General features: G+C 69.1%; 23 protein-coding genes, 1 tRNA gene and 1 riboswitch. Of the genes, 9 read left to right on the top strand and 15 right to left on the bottom strand.

Going from position 1 to position 25353, the window contains the following annotated elements; translation table 11 throughout:
* Window positions 1-13: 13 nt before the first annotated feature.
* Complete coding sequence (gene rpoN, locus RNZ50_04370; protein ID MDT8854284.1) at window positions 14-1309, top strand: RNA polymerase factor sigma-54; 1296 nt, start codon at window positions 14-16, stop codon at window positions 1307-1309.
* Window positions 1310-1377: 68 nt separating this feature from the next.
* Here rpoN and RNZ50_04365 read toward each other — a convergent pair.
* The 7 genes from RNZ50_04365 to gltX form a co-directional block, all read right to left on the bottom strand.
* Window positions 1378-1453, bottom strand: a tRNA-Ala gene (locus RNZ50_04365).
* Window positions 1454-1487: 34 nt separating this feature from the next.
* Window positions 1488-2252, bottom strand: a complete 765-nt coding sequence (locus RNZ50_04360) for a hypothetical protein (protein MDT8854283.1) — start codon at window positions 2250-2252, stop codon at window positions 1488-1490.
* 147 nt (window positions 2253-2399) lie between these two features.
* On the bottom strand, window positions 2400-2843 hold the full coding sequence (gene trxC / locus RNZ50_04355) for a thioredoxin TrxC (protein ID MDT8854282.1): 444 nt from the start codon (window positions 2841-2843) through the stop codon (window positions 2400-2402).
* Window positions 2844-2912: 69 nt separating this feature from the next.
* The gene (gene gcvP / locus RNZ50_04350) at window positions 2913-5750 is read right to left on the bottom strand and encodes an aminomethyl-transferring glycine dehydrogenase (protein MDT8854281.1); all 2838 of its coding nucleotides are present in this window, start codon (window positions 5748-5750) and stop codon (window positions 2913-2915) included.
* A gap of 118 nt (window positions 5751-5868) precedes the next feature.
* Complete coding sequence (gene gcvH / locus RNZ50_04345) at window positions 5869-6228, bottom strand: glycine cleavage system protein GcvH (protein MDT8854280.1); 360 nt, start codon at window positions 6226-6228, stop codon at window positions 5869-5871.
* 11 nt (window positions 6229-6239) lie between these two features.
* Window positions 6240-7376: a glycine cleavage system aminomethyltransferase GcvT gene (gene gcvT, locus RNZ50_04340; protein ID MDT8854279.1), complete on the bottom strand. Its 1137-nt coding sequence runs from the start codon at window positions 7374-7376 to the stop codon at window positions 6240-6242.
* 167 nt (window positions 7377-7543) lie between these two features.
* Window positions 7544-7645, bottom strand: a riboswitch (glycine riboswitch).
* Window positions 7646-7763: 118 nt separating this feature from the next.
* Window positions 7764-9089, bottom strand: a complete 1326-nt coding sequence (gltX, locus tag RNZ50_04335) for a glutamate--tRNA ligase (protein MDT8854278.1) — start codon at window positions 9087-9089, stop codon at window positions 7764-7766.
* Between the two features lie 128 nt (window positions 9090-9217).
* On the opposite strand from gltX, the gene RNZ50_04330 reads away from it, so the two are divergent.
* Both RNZ50_04330 and RNZ50_04325 read left to right on the top strand, forming a co-directional pair.
* Window positions 9218-9628 (top strand): metallopeptidase family protein, encoded by a 411-nt coding sequence (locus RNZ50_04330; protein ID MDT8854277.1) that lies wholly within the window; start codon window positions 9218-9220, stop codon window positions 9626-9628.
* 123 nt (window positions 9629-9751) lie between these two features.
* Entirely contained in the window at window positions 9752-10678 is a 927-nt protein-coding gene (locus RNZ50_04325) for an MBL fold metallo-hydrolase (protein ID MDT8854276.1), read from the top strand.
* Between the two features lie 135 nt (window positions 10679-10813).
* Here the strand turns inward: RNZ50_04325 and wrbA are convergent, their stop codons facing one another.
* Entirely contained in the window at window positions 10814-11410 is a 597-nt protein-coding gene (gene wrbA / locus RNZ50_04320; GenBank protein MDT8854275.1) for an NAD(P)H:quinone oxidoreductase, read from the bottom strand.
* Between the two features lie 208 nt (window positions 11411-11618).
* Here wrbA and RNZ50_04315 point away from each other — a divergent pair, with 208 nt between their 5' ends.
* Window positions 11619-12554 (top strand): 1-phosphofructokinase family hexose kinase, encoded by a 936-nt coding sequence (locus tag RNZ50_04315; protein MDT8854274.1) that lies wholly within the window; start codon window positions 11619-11621, stop codon window positions 12552-12554.
* Between the two features lie 51 nt (window positions 12555-12605).
* Here the strand turns inward: RNZ50_04315 and RNZ50_04310 are convergent, their stop codons facing one another.
* Window positions 12606-12932: a YnfA family protein gene (locus RNZ50_04310; protein MDT8854273.1), complete on the bottom strand. Its 327-nt coding sequence runs from the start codon at window positions 12930-12932 to the stop codon at window positions 12606-12608.
* 3 nt (window positions 12933-12935) lie between these two features.
* Window positions 12936-14594 carry an NAD+ synthase gene (locus RNZ50_04305; GenBank protein MDT8854272.1) on the bottom strand — a complete coding sequence of 553 codons (1659 nt, stop codon included), beginning with the start codon at window positions 14592-14594 and terminating at the stop codon, window positions 12936-12938.
* Between the two features lie 232 nt (window positions 14595-14826).
* Between RNZ50_04305 and RNZ50_04300 the strand changes: the two genes are divergently transcribed.
* From RNZ50_04300 to RNZ50_04290, 3 genes are all read left to right on the top strand, one after another.
* Window positions 14827-16350: a 2-isopropylmalate synthase gene (locus tag RNZ50_04300; protein MDT8854271.1), complete on the top strand. Its 1524-nt coding sequence runs from the start codon at window positions 14827-14829 to the stop codon at window positions 16348-16350.
* A 121-nt stretch (window positions 16351-16471) separates the two neighbouring features.
* Entirely contained in the window at window positions 16472-16648 is a 177-nt protein-coding gene (locus RNZ50_04295; protein MDT8854270.1) for a CTP synthetase, read from the top strand.
* Window positions 16649-16720: 72 nt separating this feature from the next.
* Window positions 16721-17203 (top strand): cytochrome b, encoded by a 483-nt coding sequence (locus tag RNZ50_04290; protein ID MDT8854269.1) that lies wholly within the window; start codon window positions 16721-16723, stop codon window positions 17201-17203.
* 6 nt (window positions 17204-17209) lie between these two features.
* On the opposite strand, the gene RNZ50_04285 is transcribed toward RNZ50_04290, so the two are convergent.
* On the bottom strand, window positions 17210-17980 hold the full coding sequence (locus tag RNZ50_04285) for an alpha/beta fold hydrolase (protein ID MDT8854268.1): 771 nt from the start codon (window positions 17978-17980) through the stop codon (window positions 17210-17212).
* A 95-nt stretch (window positions 17981-18075) separates the two neighbouring features.
* Between RNZ50_04285 and RNZ50_04280 the strand changes: the two genes are divergently transcribed.
* On the top strand, window positions 18076-18435 hold the full coding sequence (locus RNZ50_04280) for a hypothetical protein (protein ID MDT8854267.1): 360 nt from the start codon (window positions 18076-18078) through the stop codon (window positions 18433-18435).
* Between the two features lie 34 nt (window positions 18436-18469).
* On the opposite strand, the gene glyA is transcribed toward RNZ50_04280, so the two are convergent.
* Window positions 18470-19765 (bottom strand): serine hydroxymethyltransferase, encoded by a 1296-nt coding sequence (glyA, locus tag RNZ50_04275; GenBank protein ID MDT8854266.1) that lies wholly within the window; start codon window positions 19763-19765, stop codon window positions 18470-18472.
* A gap of 168 nt (window positions 19766-19933) precedes the next feature.
* Here glyA and RNZ50_04270 point away from each other — a divergent pair, with 168 nt between their 5' ends.
* On the top strand, window positions 19934-20698 hold the full coding sequence (locus RNZ50_04270; GenBank protein ID MDT8854265.1) for an NAD kinase: 765 nt from the start codon (window positions 19934-19936) through the stop codon (window positions 20696-20698).
* Between the two features lie 79 nt (window positions 20699-20777).
* Here the strand turns inward: RNZ50_04270 and RNZ50_04265 are convergent, their stop codons facing one another.
* The 3 genes from RNZ50_04265 to RNZ50_04255 form a co-directional block, all read right to left on the bottom strand.
* Entirely contained in the window at window positions 20778-22016 is a 1239-nt protein-coding gene (locus tag RNZ50_04265) for a lytic murein transglycosylase (protein ID MDT8854264.1), read from the bottom strand.
* A gap of 177 nt (window positions 22017-22193) precedes the next feature.
* The gene (locus tag RNZ50_04260; protein MDT8854263.1) at window positions 22194-23636 is read right to left on the bottom strand and encodes a sigma-54 dependent transcriptional regulator; all 1443 of its coding nucleotides are present in this window, start codon (window positions 23634-23636) and stop codon (window positions 22194-22196) included.
* Window positions 23633-25234 carry a response regulator gene (locus tag RNZ50_04255; GenBank protein ID MDT8854262.1) on the bottom strand — a complete coding sequence of 534 codons (1602 nt, stop codon included), beginning with the start codon at window positions 25232-25234 and terminating at the stop codon, window positions 23633-23635. The genes RNZ50_04260 and RNZ50_04255 overlap by 4 nt, the downstream gene beginning before the upstream one ends.
* Window positions 25235-25353 lie beyond the last annotated feature (119 nt).

The raw sequence follows: 25353 nt of genomic DNA, 5'->3' as shown, positions 1-25353 counted from the left end.
TTAGGCTGATCCGATGGAAATGAATCGCTTCCAGCGCCAGACGACATCGCTGGCCATGACCACGAAAATGCAGGCCGCCTTGCGCATCCTGCAGATGAGCAACACCGACCTGACCGCCTACCTGACCGAACAGGCGCTGGAGAATCCCTGCCTCGACCTGCGCCCCCCGAAAAACCCGCCGGGCCCCGTTCGCACCGGCCCGGCGATCGACTGGGACGAGATCGGCGCGTTGCAGGACGCGCCGCCCAGCCTCTACGCCCATGTCGCGGCGCAGCTTCCGCTGGCCTTCGACCGCGACGAAGACCACGCCATCGCACTGGCCTTTACCGGGGCGCTGGAGCCTTCGGGCTGGCTTGGCACCCCTGTGGCCGAAATCGCGGCGGCCTGCGGCGTGCCGGAACCCGCGGCCGAGGCGGTGCTAGCCCGGCTTCAGGGCCTTGAACCGGCAGGCCTTTTCGCCCGGTCGCTGGCCGAATGCCTGCGCCTGCAACTCTGCGACCAGGGGCTGCTGACCTGGGAGATGGAGACGATCCTCGACCATCTCGACCTGCTGGCCGCAGGCCGGATCGACGCGCTGGCCACGCTCTGCGATGCCGACCCCGACGACATCCGCCGCGCCCGCGCCACGATCCGCAGCCTGAATCCCAAGCCGGGCGAGGCTTTCAGCGACGTCCGCGCGCCGGTCCAGCCGCCCGACCTCTGCGTGCGCCACCGCGACGGCGCATGGGAGGTCGACCTGAACCGCTCGCACCTGCCGCGCCTGCGGCTGACCGACGACACGCTGCCCGCACCCGACGCCGCCACCCGCGCCTATCTGGCGCAGGCCGCAGGTCAGGCGCGCTGGCTTGTGCGGGCGGTGGAACGTCGGCAGGCGACCCTGTTGCGCACCGCCGCCTGTCTGGTGCGCCACCAGTCGGCGTTTCTCGAACACGGCCCCCGCCACCTGCGCCCGCTGTCGATGGAGGATGTGGCGGCCGAGTTGTCGCTGCACCCCAGCACCATCAGCCGCGCCACCGCCACCCGCCTGATCGAAACCCCGCGCGGCACGCTGCCGCTGAAGGCGCTGTTCAGCCGCTCGGTCGCCGCCGAAACCGTCTCGGGGGCACAGTCGCAGGATGCGCTGATCGCGCTGGTGGGGGAAATCGTCGCCGCCGAAGACCGCACCCGCCCGCTGAGCGATGCCGCCATCGTCACGCTGGCACGCGAGGCCGGGGCGATGCTCGCCCGCCGCACCGTAACCAAATACCGGGAATCGCTGGGTATTCCGTCGTCCTACGACCGCAGGCGCATCGCCGCATCAGCCTGTTGACGGCACAGACCCCGCACACTCCGGCCCCGGCCACCAGCCGAGCATGGAGAGATATATCATTGGTAAATTGGTGGAGCCGAGGAGGATCGAACTCCTGACCTCGTCATTGCGAACGACGCGCTCTCCCAACTGAGCTACGACCCCACTGCAAGCGATTTGGCCCATGGGCGCGGCGATGTCAAGCGACCCCGACGGCCTGCGCCGGAATTTTTGCCGGGTCCGGCTGTGGCGTTGCGGCGCAGTCTTCGGGCGGGAAAAAGGTGTTCCGCGTCGCGGCCGTATCGAAGTCGAAGCCGAACAGGTCGATGTCGCGGGCATACCAGTCGGCGACGATCCGGATCGTGCGGGCGTCATAGGCGGTGCGGTAGTCGAACCCCGTGGCGGAACTGACATTGCGCCGCGCCACCGGCCGGGTCAGCCCGAAGTAGCGTTGCGATTCCGCGCTCAGCGCCTCTTGCCGCAGCAGGTCCACGCGCAAGGCGCCGGTGTCGTCGGTCACGTAATCGGCCTGCGGATACCAGCCGTGGATCGCGCGGTGCCAGAAGAATGGCTCGGCGCCAAAGATGTGCCGTTCCTCCAGAAACGCTTCCAGCGGCTGGGTGGCATACTGAGCCGGGGCCTTGCCCTGGCTGGCCGCCAGTTGCGCGAAGCGCCACCGCGACACCGTGCGCGCCCAGGGGTTGCGCAGCACGGCGACAGGTTGCAACCGCGCGGTCACCCTGGGGTTCAGGTCGCGCCAGCGGGCGTGCTGAAAGCCGTGATGCTCGCCCTTGGCGCGCATGGTGTCGGCCAGCGCCCGGGTATAGGTGCGGCTGACGTGGAAATAGGGGTCGGCCGAGACGATCTTTCCGGCGAGTTCGGGCGCCTTGCGGATTGCCACGCCGGCATTCTTGGGGATGTGAATGAAGATCCAGCGCGCCCGGCCGCTGTGCCAGTCGAACATGGCGCGCAGTTCGCGAAGGGTGGTCAGGGCGGCTCTCCCGGTGGCATGTTGCCTGCGGCAGAATAATCATTTTGCCGGGGCGAGCGAAACAGAAAAGATGTTCTGCGGTCAGGCTGCGGTCAGGCTGCGGCGGTAAGACTCGGGCGGTCAGGTCCGCCCCAGCCGGGCCTCCACGAAGGCCTCGATCTCGGCGGCGGGGCGGGCACCGGGCAGCCGCGCCACCTCGCGCCCGCCGGCATAGAGGATCAGCAGCGGTATGCCCTTGATTGCCAGGCGTTCCGAAATTGCCGGGTGGTCCTGCGTGTTGATCTTGGCAAAGCGTGCACGGCCCTTCAGCGACTTGGCAGCCTTGGCGAATTCGGGTGCCATCATCCGGCAGGGGCCACACCAAGGTGCCCAGTAATCGACCAGCAGCGGCAGCTCGTCACTGCGGGTCGCCTTGTCGTGGCTGGCAGGTTCCAGTTCCGCCACCCGGCCGTCGGCCAGCGGGTCGCCGCAACTGCCGCATTTCGGGCCGAGCGACAGCTTGTCCACCGGCACGCGATTGGCCTGCCCGCAGGTGGTGCAGATCAGTTTCACGGCATCGGCCATGGCAGCCTCCTTCATATTCGAGTTATCGAATATATGGGAACCCCCGACCCCTGTGCAAGGGCAGGGCGCTTATTCGGCGGCCTCGGCATAACTTTCGACCGGCGGGCAGATGCAGATCAGGTTGCGGTCGCCGAACACATTGTCCACCCGGCCCACCGGCGGCCAGTATTTGTCGACCCGGAAGGCCCCGGGCGGAAAGCAGCCCTGTTCGCGCGGGTAGGCCCGCGTCCAGTCGGCCACCAGATCCTCGACGGTGTGGGGCGCGTGGCGCAGGGGGCTGGCTTCGGCGGAAATCTCGCCGTCCTCCACCGCGCGGATCTCCTCGCGGATCGCCAGCAGGGCGGTGATGAAGCGGTCGATCTCGGCCTTGGTTTCGGATTCGGTCGGCTCCACCATCAGGGTGCCGGCCACGGGCCAGCTCATGGTGGGCGCATGGAAGCCGTTGTCGATCAGGCGCTTGGCGATGTCATCCACCGTCACCCCGGCCTCGGCGAAGGGCCGCGTGTCCAGAATGCATTCGTGCGCGACGCGGCCACGGTTGCCCATGAACAGCACGGGGTAGGCGCCGCGCAGCCGGGCGGCGATGTAGTTGGCATTGAGGATCGCGACGCGGGTCGCCTGCGTCAGCCCGGCCCCGCCCATCATCAGGCAATAGGCCCAGGAAATCAGCAGGATCGACGCCGACCCATAGGGCGCGGCCGACACCGGCCCTTCCAGACCGCCAGTTTCCGGATGCCCCGGCAGGAACGGCGCCAGATGCGCCTTCACGCCGATCGGCCCCATCCCCGGCCCGCCGCCGCCATGGGGAATGGCAAAGGTCTTGTGCAGGTTCAGGTGACTGACATCGCCGCCGATCTCGCCCGGTTTCACGAGGCCGACCATGGCGTTCATGTTGGCCCCGTCGATATAGACCTGCCCGCCATGTTCGTGCGTGATCCGGCAGACCTCGGTCACGGTTTCCTCGAAAACGCCGTGGGTCGAGGGATAGGTGATCATGCAGGCCGCCAGCCGGTCGCCCGCCGCCTGCGCCTTGTCGCGGAAATCTTCCAGATCCACGTCGCCGTTCGGCGCCGATTTCACCACCACCACCTTCATCCCCGCCATCTGCGCCGACGCCGGGTTGGTGCCATGCGCCGAAACCGGAATCAGGCAGACATCGCGCACTTCGCCCCGGCTGCGGTGCCAGGCCTGGATGGTCAGCAGCCCGGCATACTCGCCCTGCGCGCCAGAGTTGGGCTGCATCGACATCGCGTCATAGCCGGTGATCTGGCACAGCTTGGCCGACAGGTCGGTGATCGCCTCGGTATAGCCCGCCGCCTGTTCCACCGGGGCAAACGGGTGCAGGCTGCCGAACTCCGGCCAGGTGATCGGCATCATCTCGGCGGCGGCGTTCAGCTTCATGGTGCAGGAGCCCAGCGGAATCATCGCCCGGTCCAGCGCCAGATCGCGGTCCGACAGGCGGCGCATGTAGCGCATCATCTCGGATTCCGCCCGGTTCATGTGGAAAACCGGATGGGTCAGATAGGGCGACTGCCGCACCATTTCCTGCGGAAAGCCGAGACCCACCCGCACCGGCGCCGGATCGCTGATGCCGAAGGCACGCAGCACCCGGGCAATCACGCCCGCGTCGGTGGTCTCGTCCAGGCTGATCCCCACCCGGTCGCGCCCGACCTTGCGCAGGTTGATGCCCTCGTGCCGGGCGGCGGCCAGAATGCCCGCCTGCCCGACGCCGACCTGAACGGTGATGGTGTCGAAGAACGCCTCGGGGCTGACCTTGGCGCCCGCAGCGCGCAATGCCTCGGCCAGACGGACGGTGTTGAAATGCACCCGCTCCGCAATCGCCCGCAGGCCAAGCGGTCCGTGGAACACCGCGTAGAAACTGGCCATCACCGCCAGCAGCGCCTGCGCGGTGCAGACGTTCGAGGTCGCCTTCTCGCGCCGGATATGCTGCTCGCGCGTCTGCAGCGCCAGCCGGTAGGCCTTGTTGCCGCGCGCGTCGATCGACACGCCGACAATCCGCCCCGGCATCGCGCGCTTCAGATCATCCCGGCAGGCCATGAAGGCGGCGTGTGGCCCGCCATAGCCCATCGGCACCCCGAAACGCTGGCTGGACCCGATGGCGATGTCGGCCCCCATCGCGCCGGGTTCCTTCAACATGCAGAGCGCCAGAAGGTCGGTCGCCACGATGGCAATCGCCTTCGCTTCGTGCAACGCCGCCACCTGCGCCGAAACATCGCGCACATGGCCGTAGGTGCCCGGATACTGGAAGATCGCGCCGAACACCGCGGCAGGGTCCAGCCGCGCCGGGTCGCCGACGATGACCTCGATCCCCAGCGGAGCCGCGCGGGTCTGGATCACCGCGATGGTCTGCGGGTGGCAGCCCCGGTCGACAAAGAACGCCCGCGCCTTACTGCGGGCCGAGCGTTCGGCCATGGTCATCGCCTCGGCCGCCGCCGTCGCCTCGTCCAGCAGGCTGGCATTGGCCACCGGCAGGCCAGTCAGATCTGCCACCATGGTCTGGTAGTTCAGCAGCGCCTCCAGCCGGCCCTGGGCTATTTCGGGCTGGTAGGGAGTGTAGGCGGTATACCACGCCGGGTTTTCCAGGATGTTGCGCTGGATCGCGGGCGGGGTGTTGGTGCCGTAATACCCTTGCCCGATCAGGCTGGTCATCACCCGGTTGCGCCCCGCCACCTCGCGCATCCGCGCCAGAAGCGCATGTTCCGACAGGGGCGCCCAGTCCAGCGGTTCGGCCTGCCGGATGCCCGCGGGAACGGTTTCCTCGATCAGCTGATCCAGACTTGCCACCCCCACCACCTTCAGCATTTCGGCCATTTCCTCGGGCGAGGGGCCGATGTGGCGGCGGTTGGCGAAATCGTCGGGATTGTAGTCGGTGGGGGTGTAGGTCATGATCCGTCCTCGGATACCAAGAAATATACGCGGGCGCAGGCGCGCCCGTCCAAAATCCTTCAAAGGATTTTGCAAGAGTTTTACTTAATACTCTTGCCGCCTCCCGGCCGGCGGCGGCCTAGCCGATCATGTCCAGATACTCGTCCTCATCCATGAAGACATCGAGCACCGACAGGTCGTCGAGCTTCATCTTGAAGATCCAGGCGGTGCCGGTCGGGTCTTCGTTCACCAGACCCGGGGCATCGATCAGCTTGTCGTTGATCGCGACGATCTCGCCATCCACCGGCGCCAGGATGTCCGAGGCCGCCTTGACGCTTTCGATCACCACGACCTCGTCGCCTGCCGCCACCACGGTCTCGATCTCGGGCAGTTCGATGAACACCACGTCGCCCAGCTGGGTCGCGGCATGTTCGGTGATGCCGACAACGACCAGATCGCCCTCGACGCGCAGCCATTCGTGATCTTCGGTGTATTTCATCGGAACGCTCCTCAGCGCTTGTAGGTGGTGGGGTGAAACGGCAGCTCGGCCACGGTGACGGGCAGGCGCTTGCCCCGCACTTCGCCCAGCAGGGCGGTGCCGGGGGCGGCATGGGCGGCGGCCACATAGCCCATCGCGATGGGTGCCTCGCAGGAGGGGCCGAAGCCGCCCGAGGTCACCCGGCCGACCGGCGTGGCGTCGGGGGCGAAAAGTTCGGTGTCCTCGCGCATCGGCGCGCGGCCCTCCGGGCGCAGGCCGACGCGGCGCCGCTCGGGCCCCTCGGCCAGTTCGTGCAGGATGCGGGCATCGCCGGCAAAGCCGCCCGCCCGCGCGCCGCCCGCGCGCCGCACCTTCTGGATCGCCCAGGTCAACCCGGCCTCGACCGGCGAAGTGGTGGTGTCGATGTCATGGCCGTAAAGGCACAGGCCCGCCTCCAGCCGCAGACTGTCGCGGGCCCCAAGCCCGATCGGGGCCACCTCCGGCTGCGCCAGCAGCCTTTGCGCGAACTCCAGCGCGCGGGCGTCGGGCAGCGAGATCTCGAACCCGTCTTCGCCGGTATAGCCCGAGCGCGAAACCCAGACCTCAACCCCCTGCCACGCCAGCACCGCCACATCCATGAACCGCATCGCCGCCACCCCGGGCAGCAGGCCCGCCAGCGTAGCCTCGGCCCGCGGCCCCTGCAGCGCCAGCAGCGCGCGGTCGGTCACCGGCTCCACTTCGGCCACCTCCGACAGATGCGCCGTCATATGCGCGAGGTCGGCCGCCTTGCAGGCCGCATTGACCACCACCAGCAGATGATCGCCGCGGTTGGCGAACATCAGATCATCCAGTATCCCGCCGGTCTCGCTGGTGAACAGGCCATAGCGCTGCCGCCCCTCGGCCAGCCCCGCCACATCGACCGGCATCAGCGTCTCCAGCGCCGCCGCCAGCGCCGCCATCCCGGCCCGCGGCCGCAGGATCACCTGCCCCATGTGGCTGACATCGAACAGCCCGCAGGCGGCGCGCACCTGCAGATGCTCCTTCATCACCCCGGTCGGATATTGCACCGGCATTTCGTAACCGGCAAAGGGCACCATCCTGGCGCCCAGTTCCAGGTGAAGGTCGTGCAGGCCAAGCCGCTTGAGGCCCGCGTCATCATGGTCGGTCAAATCCCGCCCTTTCCACTTTCGCCGGAAACCGCACAGCCCGGCACCGCCCGGGCAGGCCAATCCCTGCCCCACGATGCCCCCTCTGTCCCTACCCCGCGACGGGGCGCCTGAGATTGTTATCCCTTCGGCGGGCAACCCCCTGCGGGGTGGCCACTCTCCAGAGTCTGTCTGCCAGAACGGTCCCTTGCGCCTGAGAGTTTACCGGGGCGGTTGCTCCTTCGGCACCGGACGGGGGTCGCCCCCTGGCCGGATTCTCCCGATCCTGACGCGCAAGCTCTAGCCCGCCCGGCGCGCGGCTTGCAAGAGGAAACCGCAAGCGACGCGACACCGCGCAAATGCGTCAGTCCCGGCGCTGGCAAGCCCGCCCCGGCGCCCGCGATCCCGCGCTCAGCCCTTCGCCCGCACCACCTGCAGCAGCGGCATCACGTCCGCCATTTCCGGCCCGTGTGCCTGGCCGGTCAGCGCCTTGCGCAGCGGCATGAACAGCCCCTTGCCCTTGCGCCCCGTCGCCTCCTTGACGCGGGCGGTCCACTCGCCCCAGGTCGCGGCGGTGAAGGGCGGTTCGGGCAGCAGCGCCAGCGCCTCGGCCACGAAGGCGGCATCCTCGGGGTCGATCATCGGCTCGGCGCCGGTGCTGAACAGCTCCCACCAGCCGCCCAGATCGGCCTGCACGGTGATGTTTTCCTTCGCGACCTTCCAGAACCCCTCGGCCAGATGCGCGGGCACGCCAAGCCCCGCGATCCGGTCGGCCACCGCGGCGAACGGCAGCCCCTGCACATGGGCGCGCGTCAGCGGGAACAGGTCGTCGCTGTCGAACTTGGTCGGCGCCGCGCCGAAACTGCCCAGCTCGAACCCCGCGATCAGGTCGTCATGGCTCGCCGCCAGTTCCACCGGATGCGACGACCCAAGCCGCGCCATCAGCGACAACAGCGCCAGCGGCTCCACCCCCTGCGCGCGCAGGTCGCGCAGGGACAGCGTGCCCAGCCGTTTTGACAGCGCCTCGCCCTGCGGCCCGGTCAGCAGGCTGTGGTGCGCGAAAGCCGGCGGCTTGCCCCCCATCGCCTGCATGATCTGGATCTGCGTCGCGGTGTTGGTCACATGGTCGGCGCCGCGCACGATGCTGGTCACCCCCATGTCGATGTCGTCGACAGACGAGGCGAAGGTGTAGAGCACCTGCCCGTCGGCCCGGATCAGCACCGGGTCCGAAACGCTGGCCGCGTCGATCGAGATCGGCCCCAGAATGCCGTCCGTCCACTCGATGCGCTGCTGATCCAGCAGGAAGCGCCAGTAGCCGTCGCGCTCGGCCCGCATCGCGTCGCGCTCGGCCGGGGTCAGCGCCAGGCTGGCGCGGTCATAGACCGGCGGGCGGTGCATGTTCAGCAGTTTCTTGCGCTTGAGGTCCAGTTCGACCGGGCTTTCGAAGCATTCGTAGAACCGCCCCGCCGCGCGCAGCTGGTCGGCCGCCTCGCGGTAGCGGTCCATCCGCAGCGACTGCTTCTCGATCCGGTCCCAGTGCAGGCCCAGCCAGTCGAGATCCTCCAGAATCCCGTCGGCATATTCCTGGGTGCTGCGCTCCTGGTCGGTATCGTCCAGCCGCAGGATGAAGGTGCCGCCCGACTTGCGGGCGATCATCCAGTTCATCAGCGCGGTGCGCAGGTTGCCGACATGGATGAAGCCGGTGGGCGAGGGGGCAAAGCGGGTGACGGTGGGCACATCAGCGGTCATTTGGGGTTCTCCTGAACCCCGACCCTGTGTCACAGCCGGGCAGAATTGTCCATATCGCGGGGCAGGGCGGCAGACCCCGGCTTTCCGTTCGCGCGCGGCCACGCTAGGGTGCCGCCATGACCCATGTTCCCGCCGATGCCATCGCCCCCGACCTGACGCTGATCGAACAGATGGCGCATGACACCATCAGCACCTTGCCCGGCCCCTACCGTGATGCCGCCATGGCCATCGCCCTGCGCATCGTCGATTTCCCGCCCGACGAGGTGTTGAAGGCGCTGGAGATCGAAGACCCGTTCGAACTGACCGGGCTTTACGAGGGCATCCCGCTGACCGACAAGTCGGTGATGGACCAGCCGCAGCAGCCCGACATGATCTGGCTGTTCCGCCGCGCGATCCTCGACGAATGGTGCGACCGGGGCGACGTGAGCCTGGGCGAACTGGTGGCGCATGTGCTGGTGCACGAATTGGCGCACCACTTCGGCTGGTCGGATGACGACATCGCCACCATCGACCCGTGGTGGGAATAGGCGGCACTTCCCGAAGCGGCGCACAGGCTTCGTGCGCGGATGCACAATCAATGACCCAAGCGTGACTGGTGCGATTGCGGCCCCGGGGTATCCTTGCCGCCTGAAAAAACCCGGAGGAGCCCCATGACGACCCTGACCCGCCGCCACGCCCTCATGGCCGCCGCCGCGCTGCCGTTCACCGCCGGCCTGGCCCCGCGCCCCGCCCGGGCCGCCGCCGACATGCTGGGAACGGCCGCGCCGCCGTTCAACCGGTTCAAGCTCGGCGCCTACGAGGTGACGGCCCTGCTGGCCGGCACCCGCACCGTCGAGAAGCCGACCGAGATCTTCGGCCTGAACGCCGACCCGGCCGAATTCGCCGCCGTCTCGGAAGCGGCCTTCCTGCCCACCGACAAGGCGCAGTTCTTCTTCACGCCGACCGTGGTCAACACCGGCACGCAACTCGTGCTGTTCGACACCGGCGTGAACCCCGAAGGCATCACGGCCGCGCTGGCCGCCGCAGGCTACACCCCCGATCAGGTCGATGTGGTGGTGCTGACCCACATGCACGGCGACCACATCGGCGGGTTGATGGGCGAGGCCGGCGCCACCTTCGCCAACGCGCGCTACGTCACCGGATCGGCGGAACACAACCACTGGATGGCGGCGGGCAACGAAGGCTTCGACAAGTCTGTCCGCCCGCTGAACGACAAGATCACCTTCGTCGATGACGGCGGCACTGTCGCCCCGGGCATCACCGCGATGCTGGCACCAGGCCACACGCCGGGCCACATGACCTTCATGCTGGAAAATGGCGGACAAAACCTGCTGCTGACCGCCGATCTGGCCAACCACTATGTCTGGTCGCTGGCCTACCCTGACTGGGAGGTGCGCTTCGACATGGACAAGGCGCAGGCCGCCGCCGCGCGCCGCACCGTGCTGGGGATGCTCGCCGCCGACCGGGTGCCGTTCATCGGCTACCACATGCCGTTTCCCGCATTGGGATTCGTCGAGACGCGCGACGACGGGTTTCGCTATGTGCCCGCAAGCTATCAGATGATGCTCAACGGCTGAGCACCCGCGATTTTTCTACGAAAAATCACGCGACGAACGCCGGGGGGCAGGCCAGTCCCGCCCCCCGGCCCGTCCCGGCTGCCGGAGGCTGACGCCCCCCGGCCCGTTGCCTGGAGGCGGAAACTCCGCCCGTCCTCACGCCGCCAGTTTCGCCGCGATCTCGACCAGGCGCCTGGCCTGATGCGCGATCGACGCCTGCGCCTTGTCGTCGAACTCTGCCCCCTGGGTATGGCTGTAGCCGTAGGGGTTGCCGCCCGACGCGAAGATCGCGGCGTCGGTGTAGCCCGGGGCCGCGATCACCGATCCCCAGTGCATGAAAGTGGTGTAAAGCCCCAGCAGCGTCGATTCCTGCCCGCCATGCGCGTTCTGCGCGCTGGTCATGGCACTGACCGCCTTGTTGGCCAGCTTGCCGTTGAACCATTGCCCGCCCAGCGTGTCGATGAAGGCGCGCAGTTGCGACGGCACGGTGCCGAACCGGGTCGGGGCCGAGAACAGGTAGGCGTTGGCCCATTCCATGTCTTCCGGCGTCGCAACCGGCAGGTCGGCGGCACGCGCCACCTGCGCCTTCCAGCCGTCCTGGCCGTTCACCACCGCCTCGGGCGCAGTTTCTGAGATGCGCAGCAGGCGCACTTCGGCCCCGGCGGCGCGGGCGGCCCCGGCGGCGATTTCGGCCATGCGGTGGTTGGTGCCATAGGTCGAATAGAAGATGACGGCGAGTTTGACGGTGCTCATCGGGATTCCTTCCTGAGGGGTGCGCCTTACCTAGCGGCCTTCCCCCTGCCGGACAATTACGCACATCAGCAGTCGCTTTGTGCGTTGGCGCGCAATGCCGGCCTGCTGCCTGGATGGTTGCGCCTGTCGGCCCGCTCTGGCAGGGTCGCGCCGGGCCGACCCCGGCCCCTTTCACCCGAAAAGCCCCGACCAAAGGACGCCCGTCGCCGTGATTCCGATTCTGACCCTCACGCTGAACCCGGCGCTCGACCTGTCGACCGCAGTGCCCGAGGTGCTGCCCGGCCTCAAGCTGCGTTGCGCGCCGCCCCGGGTCGATTCCGGCGGTGGCGGCATCAACGTCAGCCGGGCGATCCATATCCTTGGGGGCGAAAGCCGGGCGCTGGTGGCGCTGGGTGGCACCACCGGGCAGCGGGTGGCGGGCCTGGTCGCGGCGCAGGGCATTGCCCTGCTGCCCTGCACCGCCCCCGGCGAGACGCGGCAGAGCCTGGCCGTCACCGAAGACAGCGGCCGCCAGTTCCGCTTCGTGCTGCCGGGCGAGCCTTGGCCGCCCGAACTGGTGGCGGCGGCGATGGCGCTGATCCTGGCCGAGGCGCGCGGCTATGTCGTGCTCAGCGGCAGCCAGCCGCCCGGCGTGCCCGACAGCTTTCCGCGCGATCTGGCCGGGCATCTGGCGGGCAAGGCGCGGCTGTTCGTCGATACCTCTGGCGGCCCTCTGGCGGCGATCGTGTCGACGCCCGTGCCGGGGATCGAACTGTTGCGCATGGACAGCGAAGAGGCCGAGGGGCTGGCGGGTCACCCCCTGGCCTCGCGCGCCGAGACGGCCGACTTCGCCTCCGGTCTGGTGGCGCGTGGCGTGGCGCGGGCGGTGATTGTGGCACGCGGGGCCGACGGGTCGGTTCTTGCCGATGCAGAGGGGCGGCTGTTCTCGCCCGCCGCGCATGTGCCGGTGGTCAGCAAGGTCGGGGCCGGCGATACCTTCGTCGGCGCCTTCGTGCTCGCGCGGGCGCGGGGGATGACCCCGGCAGAGGCCCTTTCTCGTGGAGTCGCCGCCGCAAGCGGGGCGGTGATGACCGAAGCGACCGAGCTTTGCCGCCGCGAGGATGCCGAACGGCTGATCGCGGAATGCCCGGTAAGCCCGGTCTGATCTCCGCTACAGCCCGTTGATCTGGCGGCCCCCGCTTGTTGGACGTTGCTTTCAGCCCCGCGGATGCCCGGCAAACACGATCACCGCCGCCCCGGTCAGCGCCAGCGCCGCGCCCAGCAGGTCTGCCCGGTCGGGGCGCACGCCTTCGACCGCCCACATCCAGCCCAGACTGGCCACGATGTAGACCCCGCCATAGGCGGCAAAGCTGCGCCCCGCCAGGCCAGGCGGCGTCAGTGCCAGCGCGAAGGCAAACAGCGCCAGCGCCGCCCCGCCGGGGATCAGCCAGAGAACCGACGCCTGCCCCCGCCACCACGCCCAGACGGCAAAACAGCCCGCAATCTCGGCCAGCGCCGCCAGCCCGTAAAGTGCGGCCACCACGGCTCAGCCCCCGTCGCGCCAGCGGTTGACGATCGGGTAGCGCCGGTCGAGCCAGAAGGCGCGCGGCGTCAGGCGCGGGCCGGGGGCGGACTGGAAGCGTTTGTATTCGCTGATATAGATCAGATGCTCCACCCGCTTGACCGTGGCCTGATCGAAGCCTTCCGCCACCAGTTCGGCCACCGAGGCGTCGCGGTCCACCAGCCCGTCCAGGATGGCGTCGAGCACGTCATAGGGCGGCAGGCTGTCGTCGTCGCGCTGGCCTTCGCGCAACTCGGCGCTGGGGGGCTTGTCGATCACCCGTGGCGGGATCACCTCGCCCGCAGGCCCCAGCATCCACGGCCGGTGGTTGGCGTTGCGCCAGCGGCAGGTCTGGAACACCCGGGTCTTGTAAAGGTCCTTGATCGGGTTGTAGCCGCCGTTCATGTCGCCATAGATCGTGCAATAGCCCACCGCGACTTCGGACTTGTTGCCGGTGGTCAGCAGCATCTCGCCCGACTTGTTCGACAGCGCCATCAGCAGCAGCCCGCGCAGGCGGCTCTGGATGTTCTCCTCTGTCACCCCCGGTTCGGTGCCCGCGAACAGCGGCGTCAGCGCCGCCCCCACCGCCGCCTGCGGCCCGGAAATCGGCACGCTGTCCAGCCGGCAGCCCAGCGCCGCCGCCACCGCCGCCGCATCCTCCAGCGACGCGTCCGAGGTGAACTCGGACGGCAGCATCACGCAGCGCACGTTTTGCGGCCCGATGGCGTCGGCGGCGATGGAGGCGACAATCGCGGAATCGATGCCGCCCGACAGGCCCAGCAGCACCCGCTGGAACCCCGACTTGCCAAGGTAGTCGCGCAGGCCCACCACCATGGCGCGGTAATCCGCCTCCCATTCCCCCGGTTGCGGCGCCATATCCCCGGGTTCGGCCCGCCAGCCGTCGGCGCCCCGGGTGAAATCGACGTGGCACAGCCCCTCGTCGAAGGCGGGCATCTGCACCGCCAGCCGCCCGCCGGGGTTCAGCACGAAAGACCCGCCGTCGAACACCTGGTCGTCCTGCCCGCCGACCATGTTCAGATAGACCAGCGGCAGCCCGGTCTCGACCACGCGCGACACCATCAGGTTCAGCCGCAGGTCGCGTTTGCCCCGGTGGTAGGGCGACCCGTTCGGCACGAGCAGAATCTCCGCCCCCGATTCCGCCAGCGTCTCGCACACGTCGGGGTGCCAGCTGTCCTCGCAGATCAGGGTGCCGATGCGCAGAGGACCGATGCGGTAGGGGCCAGTCACGTCCGAGGCCGCGAACACCCGCTTTTCGTCGAACACCCCGTCATTCGGCAGATGGTGCTTCAGAACCACGGCGGCGACATGCCCGCACTCAAGCACATGATACGCGTTGTAAAGCCGCCCGCCCCGCCTGCAGGGCGCGCCGATGCCCAGTGCCGGGCCTTCGGCGCAGGCGGTGGCCAGCGCGTGCAGCGCGGCCTCGACCTCGACCACGAAGGCGCGGCGCAGCACCAGATCCTGCGTCTGATAGCCGGTCAGGAACATCTCGGGCAGCGCCACCATCTGCGCCCCGGCATCCCGCCCCGCAGCCCAGGCCTTGCGCGCCTGCGCCGCATTGGCCGCGATTGCCCCCACCACCGGGTTCAGTTGCGCCAGTGTCAGGCGGAAGGTGTCGGCCATGTCTGCCTCATGCTGGCGTGGGGTTGCGGAGCGGTCCCCGACATCTAGCAGAACGCCGCCCGAGGAAAAGCCGATTGCGCCGCCCCACCTGCGCCGCCCCCCCCTGCGCTGCCAGCCGCCTGTGCCGCCCGGCCGGGGCCTGCGGTGCTTGTCACGCCCCGGCCGGGCGGATAGTCTTGCCCGGGGTCAGGACCCCGCCAAGCAGCGGCGGGGCGGCAATGGGGCGGTGCGGATGCGGCGGATCGAGACGGGCTTGCAACAGGTTATCCGGGCGGGACTTCTGGGCGCTGCCCTGACGCTGGCGGCCAGCGCGGCCTTCGCGCAGGGCGACGTGATCGCCAAGCAGTATGACGACGGCAGCGTCTACGAGGGCACGTTCAAGGATGGCCGCCAGCACGGCACCGGCACCTACCGCCTGCCCAACGGCTATGAATACAGCGGCGACTGGGTCGAGGGCGAAATCCGCGGCCAGGGAGCCGCGCGCTTTCCCAACGGCTCGGTCTATGTGGGCGCCTTCGCGGCGGGCAAGCCCGAAGGGCGCGGCAAGATCACCTTTTCCGATGGCGGCACCTATGACGGCGACTGGCTGGATGGCCAGATGACCGGTCAGGGCGAGGCGCGCTATGCCGATGGCTCTGTCTACACCGGCGGCTTTCTGAATGCGCTGCACCACGGCACCGGCACCCTGACCAGCCCCGGCGGGTCGTCCTATGCCGGCACCTGGGTCAACGGCGTGAAGGATGGCACCGGCAAGATCACCTACCCCGACGGCGCGGTTTACGAGGGCGGTCTGGTGCTCGGCCAGCGCGCGGGGCAGGGCACCCTGACGATGCCCGACGGGCTGACCTACGTCGGCGCCTGGGCCGAGGGCCAGATCAACGGCACGGGCAAGCTGACCCAGCCCAACGGCGACGTTTACGAAGGCCCGCTGGTCAACGGCGAACGGCAGGGCAAGGGGCGGGTGACCCATGCCAACGGCGACGTCTACGAAGGCGACTTCGAGGGCGACCGCCGCCACGGCAAGGGCAAGTTCACCGGCGCCGACGGCTACGTCTATGAGGGCGACTGGGTGCAGGGCCGGATCGAGGGGCAGGGGCAGGTGACCTATCCCGACGGGTCGGTCTATGTCGGTGCCTTCCGCGCCGATCAGCCCGAAGGAACCGGCAAGATCACCTATCCCGACGGCGCCACCCACGAAGGCGAATGGAAGGCCGGCGTGATCGAAGGCCCGGGCCGCGCCACCTATGCGAATGGCCTCGTCTATGACGGCATGTTCAAGAACGCCCGCAACAACGGCCGGGGCGTGATGACCTACCCCGACGGCTACCGCTACGAGGGCGAATGGCTTGACGGCCAGCGCCACGGCGCAGGCGTTGCCACCTACGCCGACGGCACCGTCTACACCGGCCAGTTCGTGCGCGGCCAGCGCGAGGGCAAGGGCGAGATCGTGATGCCCGACGGCTTCCGCTACAGCGGCGACTGGGCGGCGGGCGAGATCGACGGGGCGGGCATTGCCACCTATGCCAACGGCGATTTCTATGAAGGCACCTTCCGCAAGGGCAAGCGCCAGGGTCAGGGCGTCATGCGCTACGCCACCGGGCAGGCATCCAGCGGCGAGTGGTCCGAAGGCGTGCTGACCGGCCCCGCCACCCCCGAGGCCGCCACCCCCGAGACCGCAACCCCCGACGCCGCCACACCCGAGGCCACGACCCCGCCAGCCACGACCCCGCCAGCCTCGGCCCCGGCAGGCAACTGACCGGCCGGCAGGGAGCGGGCAGATCGTCGCACCGCGCCCCGCTTGATTCGGATCATGGCACGCCCCGGCCGCGCGGCGCACGGTCCCGGACAGTTGTTCGCACTGCCCGGAGAAACGGCACATGACCCGCCTGATGATGCTTTTGTTTTCAATAGTTTCCGTCACCCTGATGGGCAGCGGCATCGTGATTGCCCTCGTGTCGGGCATGACGACACTGCAACCGATCCTGATCGCTGCGGCAATCGGCTTTCTTCTGGCATTCCCCGCAAGCTGGTATGTGGCGAAGCAGATTGCCTGACCGGCCCCCCGGCCGGGCGGAACGTATCCGGCCAGCCCGCGTTATCGGGTCAGCCCAACCACCGGAGGTTTCATGCCCGTTACCAACGCCTATTCCCGCATCCAGATTGCCCTGCACTGGGGCGTCGCCCTGCTGATCCTCATGCAGTTCCTGTTGAACGAATCCATGTCCAAGGCGTTCGGGTCCTGGGTTGAAACCGGCTCCTACACCTACAGCCCGCTGGTCGGCTGGCATGTGTTCGGCGGCCTCGCCGTGTTCGCTCTGGTGATCTGGCGGCTGAAACTGCGCTTCACGCTGGGCGTGCCGCCGCTGCCCGCCACCGACACGCCCAGGCAGCGCATGATCGCCAATGTCACGCACTGGTCGCTTTACGGCACCATGCTGCTGATCCCGGTTTCCGGCATCCTTGCCTGGGGTTTCGGCATCGGTGCCGCCGGCGAAGCGCACGAGATTCTGACGACCGTGCTGCTGGTGCTGATCGTGCTGCATATCGGCGCGGCGCTTTACCACCAGTTCAAGCTGAAGGACAACCTGATCTCGCGGATGCGCCCCTGATCGGTCTCAGGCGGTCAGGAAGGCCCTGACCGTCTCCTCGAAGGCGCGGGGCTTGTCGGCGTGCAGCCAGTGCCCCGTGCCAATCAGCCTGGCAAAGCGCGCCACGGGAAACAGCGGCTGGATGGCTTCGCGATGTTCGGGCAGCACATAGGTGCTGTCGGCCCCGGTCAGAAACAGCGCGGGGGCCTCGAACCGCCCTTGCGTGCCGGGCCAGCCGACGATCTTCGGCATCTCGGCCTCCAGCACATCCAGGTTCAGCCGCCAGCGCGGCGGATGGGCCTTCAGGTTCAGCGACTGCAGGAAGAAGGCGCGCAGGGCCGGGTCGTCCTCGGTCAGAGCCAGCCGCCGGTCGGCTTCTCTGCGCGTCGTGACTCCGGTCAGGTCAAGCCCGCGCATCGCGTCGATGTGGCGGGTCTGGTCGTGGTCATAGGCCACGGGTGCTATGTCGGCCACCACCAGTCGGCGCACCAGCGCAGGTTCGGTCAGCGCCAGCACCATCGCCGCCTTGCCGCCCATCGAATGGCCCAGCACATCGGCGCATCCGCCCAGCGTGCCGATCACCTCGGCCAGATCGGCGGCCATGTCGGGGTAGCTCTGGCTTTCTTCGCGCGGGCTGGTGCCGTGGTTGCGCATGTCGACCGCGATCACGTCGCGGGTGTCGGCCAGACGGCGGGCGATCACCCCCCAGTTGCGCGCCGACCCGAACAGGCCATGCGCGATCAGCAGGGGGGGTGCGCCATCGGGCGCCGTGGCGGGGTGGAGGACCGTGTTCAGCATGTCACCAGCCTTACCCCGCAGCGCCGCCCCATGCCAGAGCAGTTGAAGCCCGCAGCACCCGGCATTACAGTCCGCCAACGGCAGGGAGTGGCTGAATGGGAGCAGTGACGATACAGCAGATGGCCGACCGCGTGTCGGCCCTGATGGAGGAACGGCTGCGCGTCAAGGGGCGCGGGCTGGGCGAAAAGGTCAGGCGCGGCGGCAGGCTGCTGCCCCGCCGGGTCCGCACCGCCGCCGAGGGTCTGGCGCAGTCGGCACACATGGCGCAGAACCCCAAGCTGCTGCTCCAGATCGACGAGGAACAGGTGGCCGAAGCCTACGACATCTGCGTGAGGCACCTCGGCAGCGTCAACCGCTACGGCGTACTGCTGGGCATGGCCTCGTCGGCGACCGCATCCTTGATGGCGGTGGCGGCGCTGGTGATCGGCGTGCTGCTCTGGCGCGGATTTCTGTAGGCAGGCCCCGGGTCTGACCCGGGGCCTGCAAGTCTCACAGCGTCGGGTAAAGCGGGTAGCGGGCGCAGAGCGCCTCGACCTTGGCCCGCACCGCGGCCTCCACCGCGCCGTTGCCGTCCTCGCCATTGGCGGCCAGCCCGTCCACCACTTCCACGATCCAGTCACCGATCTCGCGGAACTCGGCCTCACCGAAGCCGCGCGTGGTGCCGGCCGGGGTGCCCAGCCGCACGCCCGAGGTCACCATCGGCTTTTCCGGGTCGAACGGGATGCCGTTCTTGTTGCAGGTGATGTGTGCCCGCCCCAGCGCCTTTTCGGTCGCGTTGCCCTTCACGCCCTTGGGGCGCAGGTCAACCAGCATCACATGGGTGTCGGTGCCCCCGGTGACGATGTCCAGCCCGCCCTTCATCAGCTGATCGGCCAGCGCCTGCGCGTTGGTGATGACCTGCGCGGCATAGGCCTTGAACTCGGGCCGCAGCGCCTCGCCGAAGGCCACGGCCTTGGCCGCGATCACATGCATCAGCGGCCCGCCCTGGATGCCGGGGAAGATCGCCGAGTTGAACTTCTTGGCCAGCGCTTCCGAGTTGGTCAGGATCATCCCGCCGCGCGGCCCGCGCAGGGTCTTGTGCGTCGTGGTGGTGGCAACGTCGGCATGGGGGAAGGGCGAGGGATGCACGCCCCCCGCGACCAGCCCGGCAAAATGCGCCATGTCCACCATCAGATATGCGCCCACCATGTCGGCAATCTCGCGGAAGCGCGCGAAGTCGATCTGGCGCGGCACCGCCGACCCGCCCGCGATGATCAGCTTGGGCTGGTGCTGTTTCGCCAGCGCCTCGACCTCGTCATAGTCGATCCGGTTGTCCTGCGGGCGCACGCCATACTGGATGGCGTTGAACCACTTGCCCGACTGGTTGGGCGCCGCGCCATGGGTCAGGTGCCCGCCCGCCGCGATGTTCATGCCCAGAATGGTGTCGCCCGGCTTGATCAGCGCCTGAAACACGCCCTGGTTTGCCTGGCTGCCGGAATTCGGCTGCACATTGGCAAAGCCGCAGCCGAACAGTTCCTTCGCCCGCTCGATCGCCAGGGTCTCGGCCACATCGACGTATTCGCAGCCGCCATAGTAACGCTTGCCCGGATAGCCCTCGGCATATTTGTTGGTCATCACCGACCCCTGCGCCTCCATCACGGCGCGCGAGACGATGTTCTCGCTGGCGATCAACTCGATCTCGTCGCGCTGGCGGCCCAGTTCGGCGGTGATGGCACCGAACAGCGCCGGGTCGCGGGAGGAAAGCGGTTCGGTGAAGAAACCGGAGTCGCGGTGCGGGGCGTCCATGGAAGGCTCCTGAGCAGGAAAGGGGATGACCGTTATCTAGAGCATGGGGGCGGCGTCAGAAAGGCCCGAAAACGACCCTTGTCCGGGAATGCGCGAAATCGTCGCTGCGACGGCTTGAGTTTGGCCGCCCCGGCAGTCAAGACTGCCGCCACATCGGGGGGAACGTCCATGACAGGCTTGAGGATCGGCTTCACCGCCAGCACCGCACCAGAGGCCGCGGCGGCACTTGGCGTGCTGACGGCGGCCTACGGCCAGACGCCGCTGGGGCAGGCAGAGGTGATCGTAGCGCTGGGCGGCGACGGCTTCATGCTGCACACCCTGCACGAGACCCAGGCGCTTGACCTGCCGGTCTATGGCATGAACTGCGGCACCATCGGCTTCCTGATGAACGCCTATGCCGCCGAGGGCCTGCGCGAACGGTTGGCCGCGGCGGTGGAGGAGGTGGTGAACCCGCTGGCAATGCTTGCGGTCACCGCGAGCGGAGAGTCCCATCACGCGCTGGCGATCAACGAGGTCAGCCTGCTGCGCGCGGGCCCGCAGGCCGCCCGGCTGCGTATCAGCATCGACAGCCGGGTGCGGCTTGATGAACTGGTCTGCGACGGCGCGCTGGTGGCGACCCCGGCCGGCTCGACCGCCTACAACTATTCCGCCCACGGCCCGATCCTGCCGATCGGGTCCGACGTGCTGGCGCTGACCGCGATGGCCGCCTTCCGCCCCCGGCGCTGGCGCGGCGCGCTGCTGCCCAAGACGGCCGTGGTGCGCTTCGACGTGCTCGACCCGGTCAAGCGCCCGGTGATGGCCGATGCCGACGGCCGGTCTGTCCGCGACGTGGTGTCGGTGGAAATCAGGTCGGAGCCGGGCGTGCGGCACCGCATCCTGTTCGACCCGGGGCACGGGCTGGAAGAACGGCTGCTGAACGAGCAGTTCGTCTGACCGGAGGCGGTGCCTGCGTTGGGGGCGGGTGCCTCCGGCGGGGATATTTGGGCCAAGATGAAAGCGCGGTGTTCGCCTTTCAGCGCAGGCGGGCCAGCAGGGCGGCGGTGGCGGCGCCGGTGACCGGCAGGCCGACGCTGGCCTGATAGGCACGGATCGCGGCCTCGGTCTTGGACCCGATCACCCCGTCGCTTCCTTCGGTGTCGAACCCCGCGGCGGTCAGGCGGCGCTGGAGGTCCTGCCGGTCGGCGATGGTCAGGCCCTGCGCGTCGGGCGGAAAGGCGCCCCGGATCGCAGGCCCGCCGCGCAGCCGGTCCGACAGGTGGCCGACGCCGATGACGTAATTCTCGGCGTTGTTGTAGCGGGTGATGACGGTGAAGTTGCGAAACACCATGAAGGCCGGGCCGGATGCGCCCGAGGGGGTCAGGATCGAGGCCGCGCCATGGTTCGGCACCGCCCGCCCGTCCATGTCGCGCACCCCTGCCGCCGCCCAGTCGGCCGGGCTGCGCGTGGTGCCGCGCCCGGTGGGGCCGTTGAACCCGGCAGGCAGCCGCACCTCGACGCCCCAGGGCTGGCCGCGGGTCCAGCCGGACTTTGAAAGGTAGGCGGCGGTCGAGGACAGCGCGTCGGTCGGATCGTCCGACCAGATATCGCGCCGCCCGTCGCCGCGGAAATCGACGGCGTAGGCCAGATACGAGGTCGGGATGAACTGGGTGTGGCCCATCGCGCCGGCCCAGCTTCCGACCATGCCTTCGGGGGCGACATCGCCGTTCTGCAGGATCTTCAGCGCGGCGACCAGCTGGCTTTCGAAGAAGGCGCCGCGCCTGCCGTCGTAGGCCAGCGTCGAGAGGGCCGAGATCACGGGCACCGAGCCGCGGCGTTCGCCGAAGTAGCTTTCCAGCCCCCAGACGGCGGCCACGACGTGGCTTTCCACGCCGAAGCGCGCCTCGATTTCCGCCAGCACGGAAGACTGCCGTGCCAGCGCGGCGCGGCCTTTCGAGACCCGCTCGTCGGAAGCGGCGATGGCGAGGTAATCCTCGGTGCTGCGGGTGAACTCGGTCTGGTTGCGGTCGCGCTGGATCACATCGGGCAGGAAGCCGGCCGAGCGGAAGGCGCGGTCCATCGTGCCGGCCGAGATTCCCTTGCCGGCGGCGCGGGCGCGGAAGCTCGCCACCCAGGCGTCGAAGCCGGCGTTCGGAACGGCGCGCATCTGCGGTTCCGGCCGGCGGGCCGAAATGCCCCCGCCGGGGCCGCCGCTGCAGGCCGCGAGCAGCGCCGCCGCGAGGCCGAGTGTGACTGTCCGTCTGGTTGCCTGCATTCTGCCTGCCCATCCTGTATTTGCGGGTTTTCGGCACGCTAGCCGAAAGGACCGGCCCAGCAAAGCCCTGCCGGTCGCAAGCCGGGCGGGAAGGGGGCGGTTTTCACGCGTGAAAATGCAGGCAAGATGCTGTTTTGAAATGACATTCCGGGGCGCATCAACCCTTTGTCAAGCATTTCAGCCCTTGCCCGCGCTCTTGCCCCAGCTTTCCAGCTTGCGGTAGAGGGTGGAGGGCGACACATCGAGCACCCGCGCCGCCTTGGGCACCGATCCGCCCTGCCGGGCGAGGGTTTCCTCGATCACCATCTGTTCGATCTCGGCCAGCGTCCGCCCGATCAGCCCTTCCAGCGCCAGCCCGTCGGACGGGGCGCCGGGCGGGGCCGACAGTGCAGGGGCGGGCCGGCTTTGCCCGGCCAGACCGGGCGGCAGCATGTCGGGGGTGACGAGCCCGCCCTCGTTCAGCACCACCACATTGCGGATCACGTTCAGCACCTGCCGCACGTTGCCCGGCCAGGGCAGGCTGCGGAACTGGGCGCGGACCTCGGCGCTCAGCCCGTCGAAGTGGCGGCCCTCTTCGGCGGCAAAGCGGTGCAGGGCCGCCTCGGCAATCTCGATCACGTCGCCGCCCCGTTCGCGCAGGGGGGGCATGTGGATCGGCACGACGTAAAGCCGGTAATACAGGTCTTCGCGGAACTGCCCGCGCCGCACCGCATCGAGCGGGTCGCGGTTGGTGGCGCAGACGATCCGCACGTTGACCTTGCGCGGCCGGGTGGTGCCGACCGGCTGCACCGTCGAGGTCTGGAGGAACCGCAGCAGCTTGGTCTGCAGGGCGGGGGCCATCTCGCAGACCTCGTCCAGAAACAGCGTGCCGCCATCGGCTGCCGCCGCCGCCCCCGGCTTGTCGGAAATCGCCCCGGTGAACGAGCCTTTCACATGGCCGAACACCTCGGATTCCAGCAGATCCTGCGGGATCGCGCCGCAGTTCAGCGCGATGAACGGCCCCGAGGCGCGGGCCGAGTTTTCATGCACCGCCAGCGCGCAGAGTTCTTTGCCGGTGCCGCTTTCGCCGGTGATGAACACCGTGGCCATTGAACGCGCCACCGAGGCGATCTTGCCCTGGATGCGCTGCATCGGTTCGGACGAGCCGATGAAGGCGGGCTCGGGCCCCGGCGGCGGCGGTGCCGCGGGCAGTTGCGGCGCGGGCCTGCGCGGGGCGGGGCGATGCGTGGCCGCCGGGGCGCCCGCGTTCTCGACGGCGCCGAGGAATCGCTGTTCGTCGAAAGGCTTGACCAGAAACTCGTGCGCGCCTGCCCGCATCGCCTCGACCGCCTTGTTGATCGAGCCGTTGGCGGTGATGACGATCACGTTGACCTCGGCGTGCCGGTCCAGCATGTCGCGCATCAGGTCCAGCCCGTCGCGGTCGGGCAGCACCAGGTCGAGCAGCACGACCTGCGGGCCAAGCTCGACGAACAGGGCCAGCCCTTCGGCGGCGGTGCCCGCAACCGCCACCCGGTGCCCCGCCGCCGTCAGGACCGAGCGGTAGACCATCTGAAGCGAGGGTGTGTCCTCGATCAGCAGCACGGGCGGCGGCGGGGTGGTGCGGCGGGGCGGCGTGGTCATGGCACGTCACCCGGCCCTTTAGCCCGCTTCCGGGCCACGAAGTGTATCAGGGCGTCCAGCAGGGCCAGCAGGTCATGGCGCAGCGCCGCCAGCCCGGTCGGGTCGCGCTGGTGGGCCATGGCGTTGAGCCTTTCGGACAGGTGTTGCAGCCGCAGCGCCCCCACGGCGCCGGCCAGCGCGATCAGGACATGGGTCTGGGCGCGCAGCGCGTCCCAGTCGGGGCCGGCGAAGCCCCGGACCAGCGCCCGTTCGACATCGCGCAGGTCGGTGTTCAGGCGGTCCACCAGTTCGCGGCCGGTGTCGTGGCCCGCGATCTCCAGCAGGCGGTCAAGCCGCTGTTCGTCCATCACCGGCAGGTGATCGGCGGTGGCGGCGGGCGGCCGGGACTGGGGCGGAAGCAGGTTGCGCCCGATCACCTGCGCGATCGCCTGGCCAAGGATGGCGGGGCAGACCAGCGGCTTTTCCAGCACGCCGTCGGCCCCGGCGGCAAGGATCGCGGCCCGGTTGGCGCGCAGCACATAGGAGGTGACGGCCAGCACGGGCATCTGCCCGGTCGGGCCGGACAGGGCGCGCAGGGCGCGGATCACCTCGATGCCCGACAGGTGCGGCATCTCGATGTCGATCAGCGCCAGATCGAAGGTCTCGCGTTCCAGCCATTGCAGGGCCTCGATCCCGTCATGGGCCAGCACGACCTCGGCGCCCATCCGGGTCAGCATCCGGCTGATCAGGATCTGGTTGGTCACCGAATCCTCGGCCAGCAGGATCTTGACCGACGACAGGTCGGGCAGGGGGGCCATGATGTCGGGCGCGCCGTCGGGGCCCTCGTCAGGGCTTGCGCAGCCGGGCAGCAGCGGCAGGGTCAGCGTGACCTCGGCCCCGCCTTCGGGGCGGTTGCGCACCCTGAGCTGGCCCTGCATCCGGTCGGCCATTTCCTTGGCGATGTGCAGGCCCATGCCGGTGCCGGGCCTGTTGGTGCCGGTCGGGCGGCCGCCAAGGCGGAACAGCTGCGCCAGCGCCGCATCGGAAAAGCCGGGGCCGTTGTCGGTGACGGCAAAGCACAGGTGCCGCCCGTCGGGCGCGCGGCTGACCGTGCAGCACACCGCGCCGCGGTCGGTGTAGTTGATCGCATTGGCCAGCAGGTTCGACAGCGCCCGTTCCAGCCCGATCCGGTCGGCGGTCACCACGCCGGGCACGTCGGGGGCGACGGTCAGCCGGAAATCCAGCGCCTTTTCGCGCGCCCGGCCCGACCAGCGCACCTCGGCATCACGCAGGAAGCGGGCGATCTGGAGGTTGGCCTGTGTCGTGCCGGTGCGGCCGCCGTCGCCCAGCATCTCGGCAAGGCCCTCTTCCAGCAGGCGGGCCAGAACCTCGCCCGCGGCCCGGACCCGGTCAAGATGCCCGCGGGTCGCGGCGTCGAGCTTTTCGGGCGCGATCAGGCGCAGGCCGCCGACCACGTCGGACAGGGCGGCGCGCAGGTCGTGACCCAGGAGCGCCAGCGCCGCCGCATCGCGCGGGGTGCCCGGGTCGGGCACAGGCGGGACGGGGCCGGCAGGGGGCTGCCAGTGCGGGTCGGCGGGTGCTGGGCGGCTCGGGGTCATCCGGTGCTCCCGGGGGCGGCGTCGGTCGGCTGACCGGGGTAGGGCACGACGATCATCACTGCCGCAGGTTACCCGCGGGGGCGGCAAAGTCCAGCAGGCATTGGCCTGGGCGGGGGGGC

It is taken from the genome of Paracoccaceae bacterium Fryx2, assembly GCA_032334235.1.
Classification (GTDB): Bacteria; Pseudomonadota; Alphaproteobacteria; order Rhodobacterales; family Rhodobacteraceae; genus JAVSGI01.
Note: the sequence above shows the minus strand (reverse complement) of the source record. Positions and strands in the feature narration are given on the sequence as shown.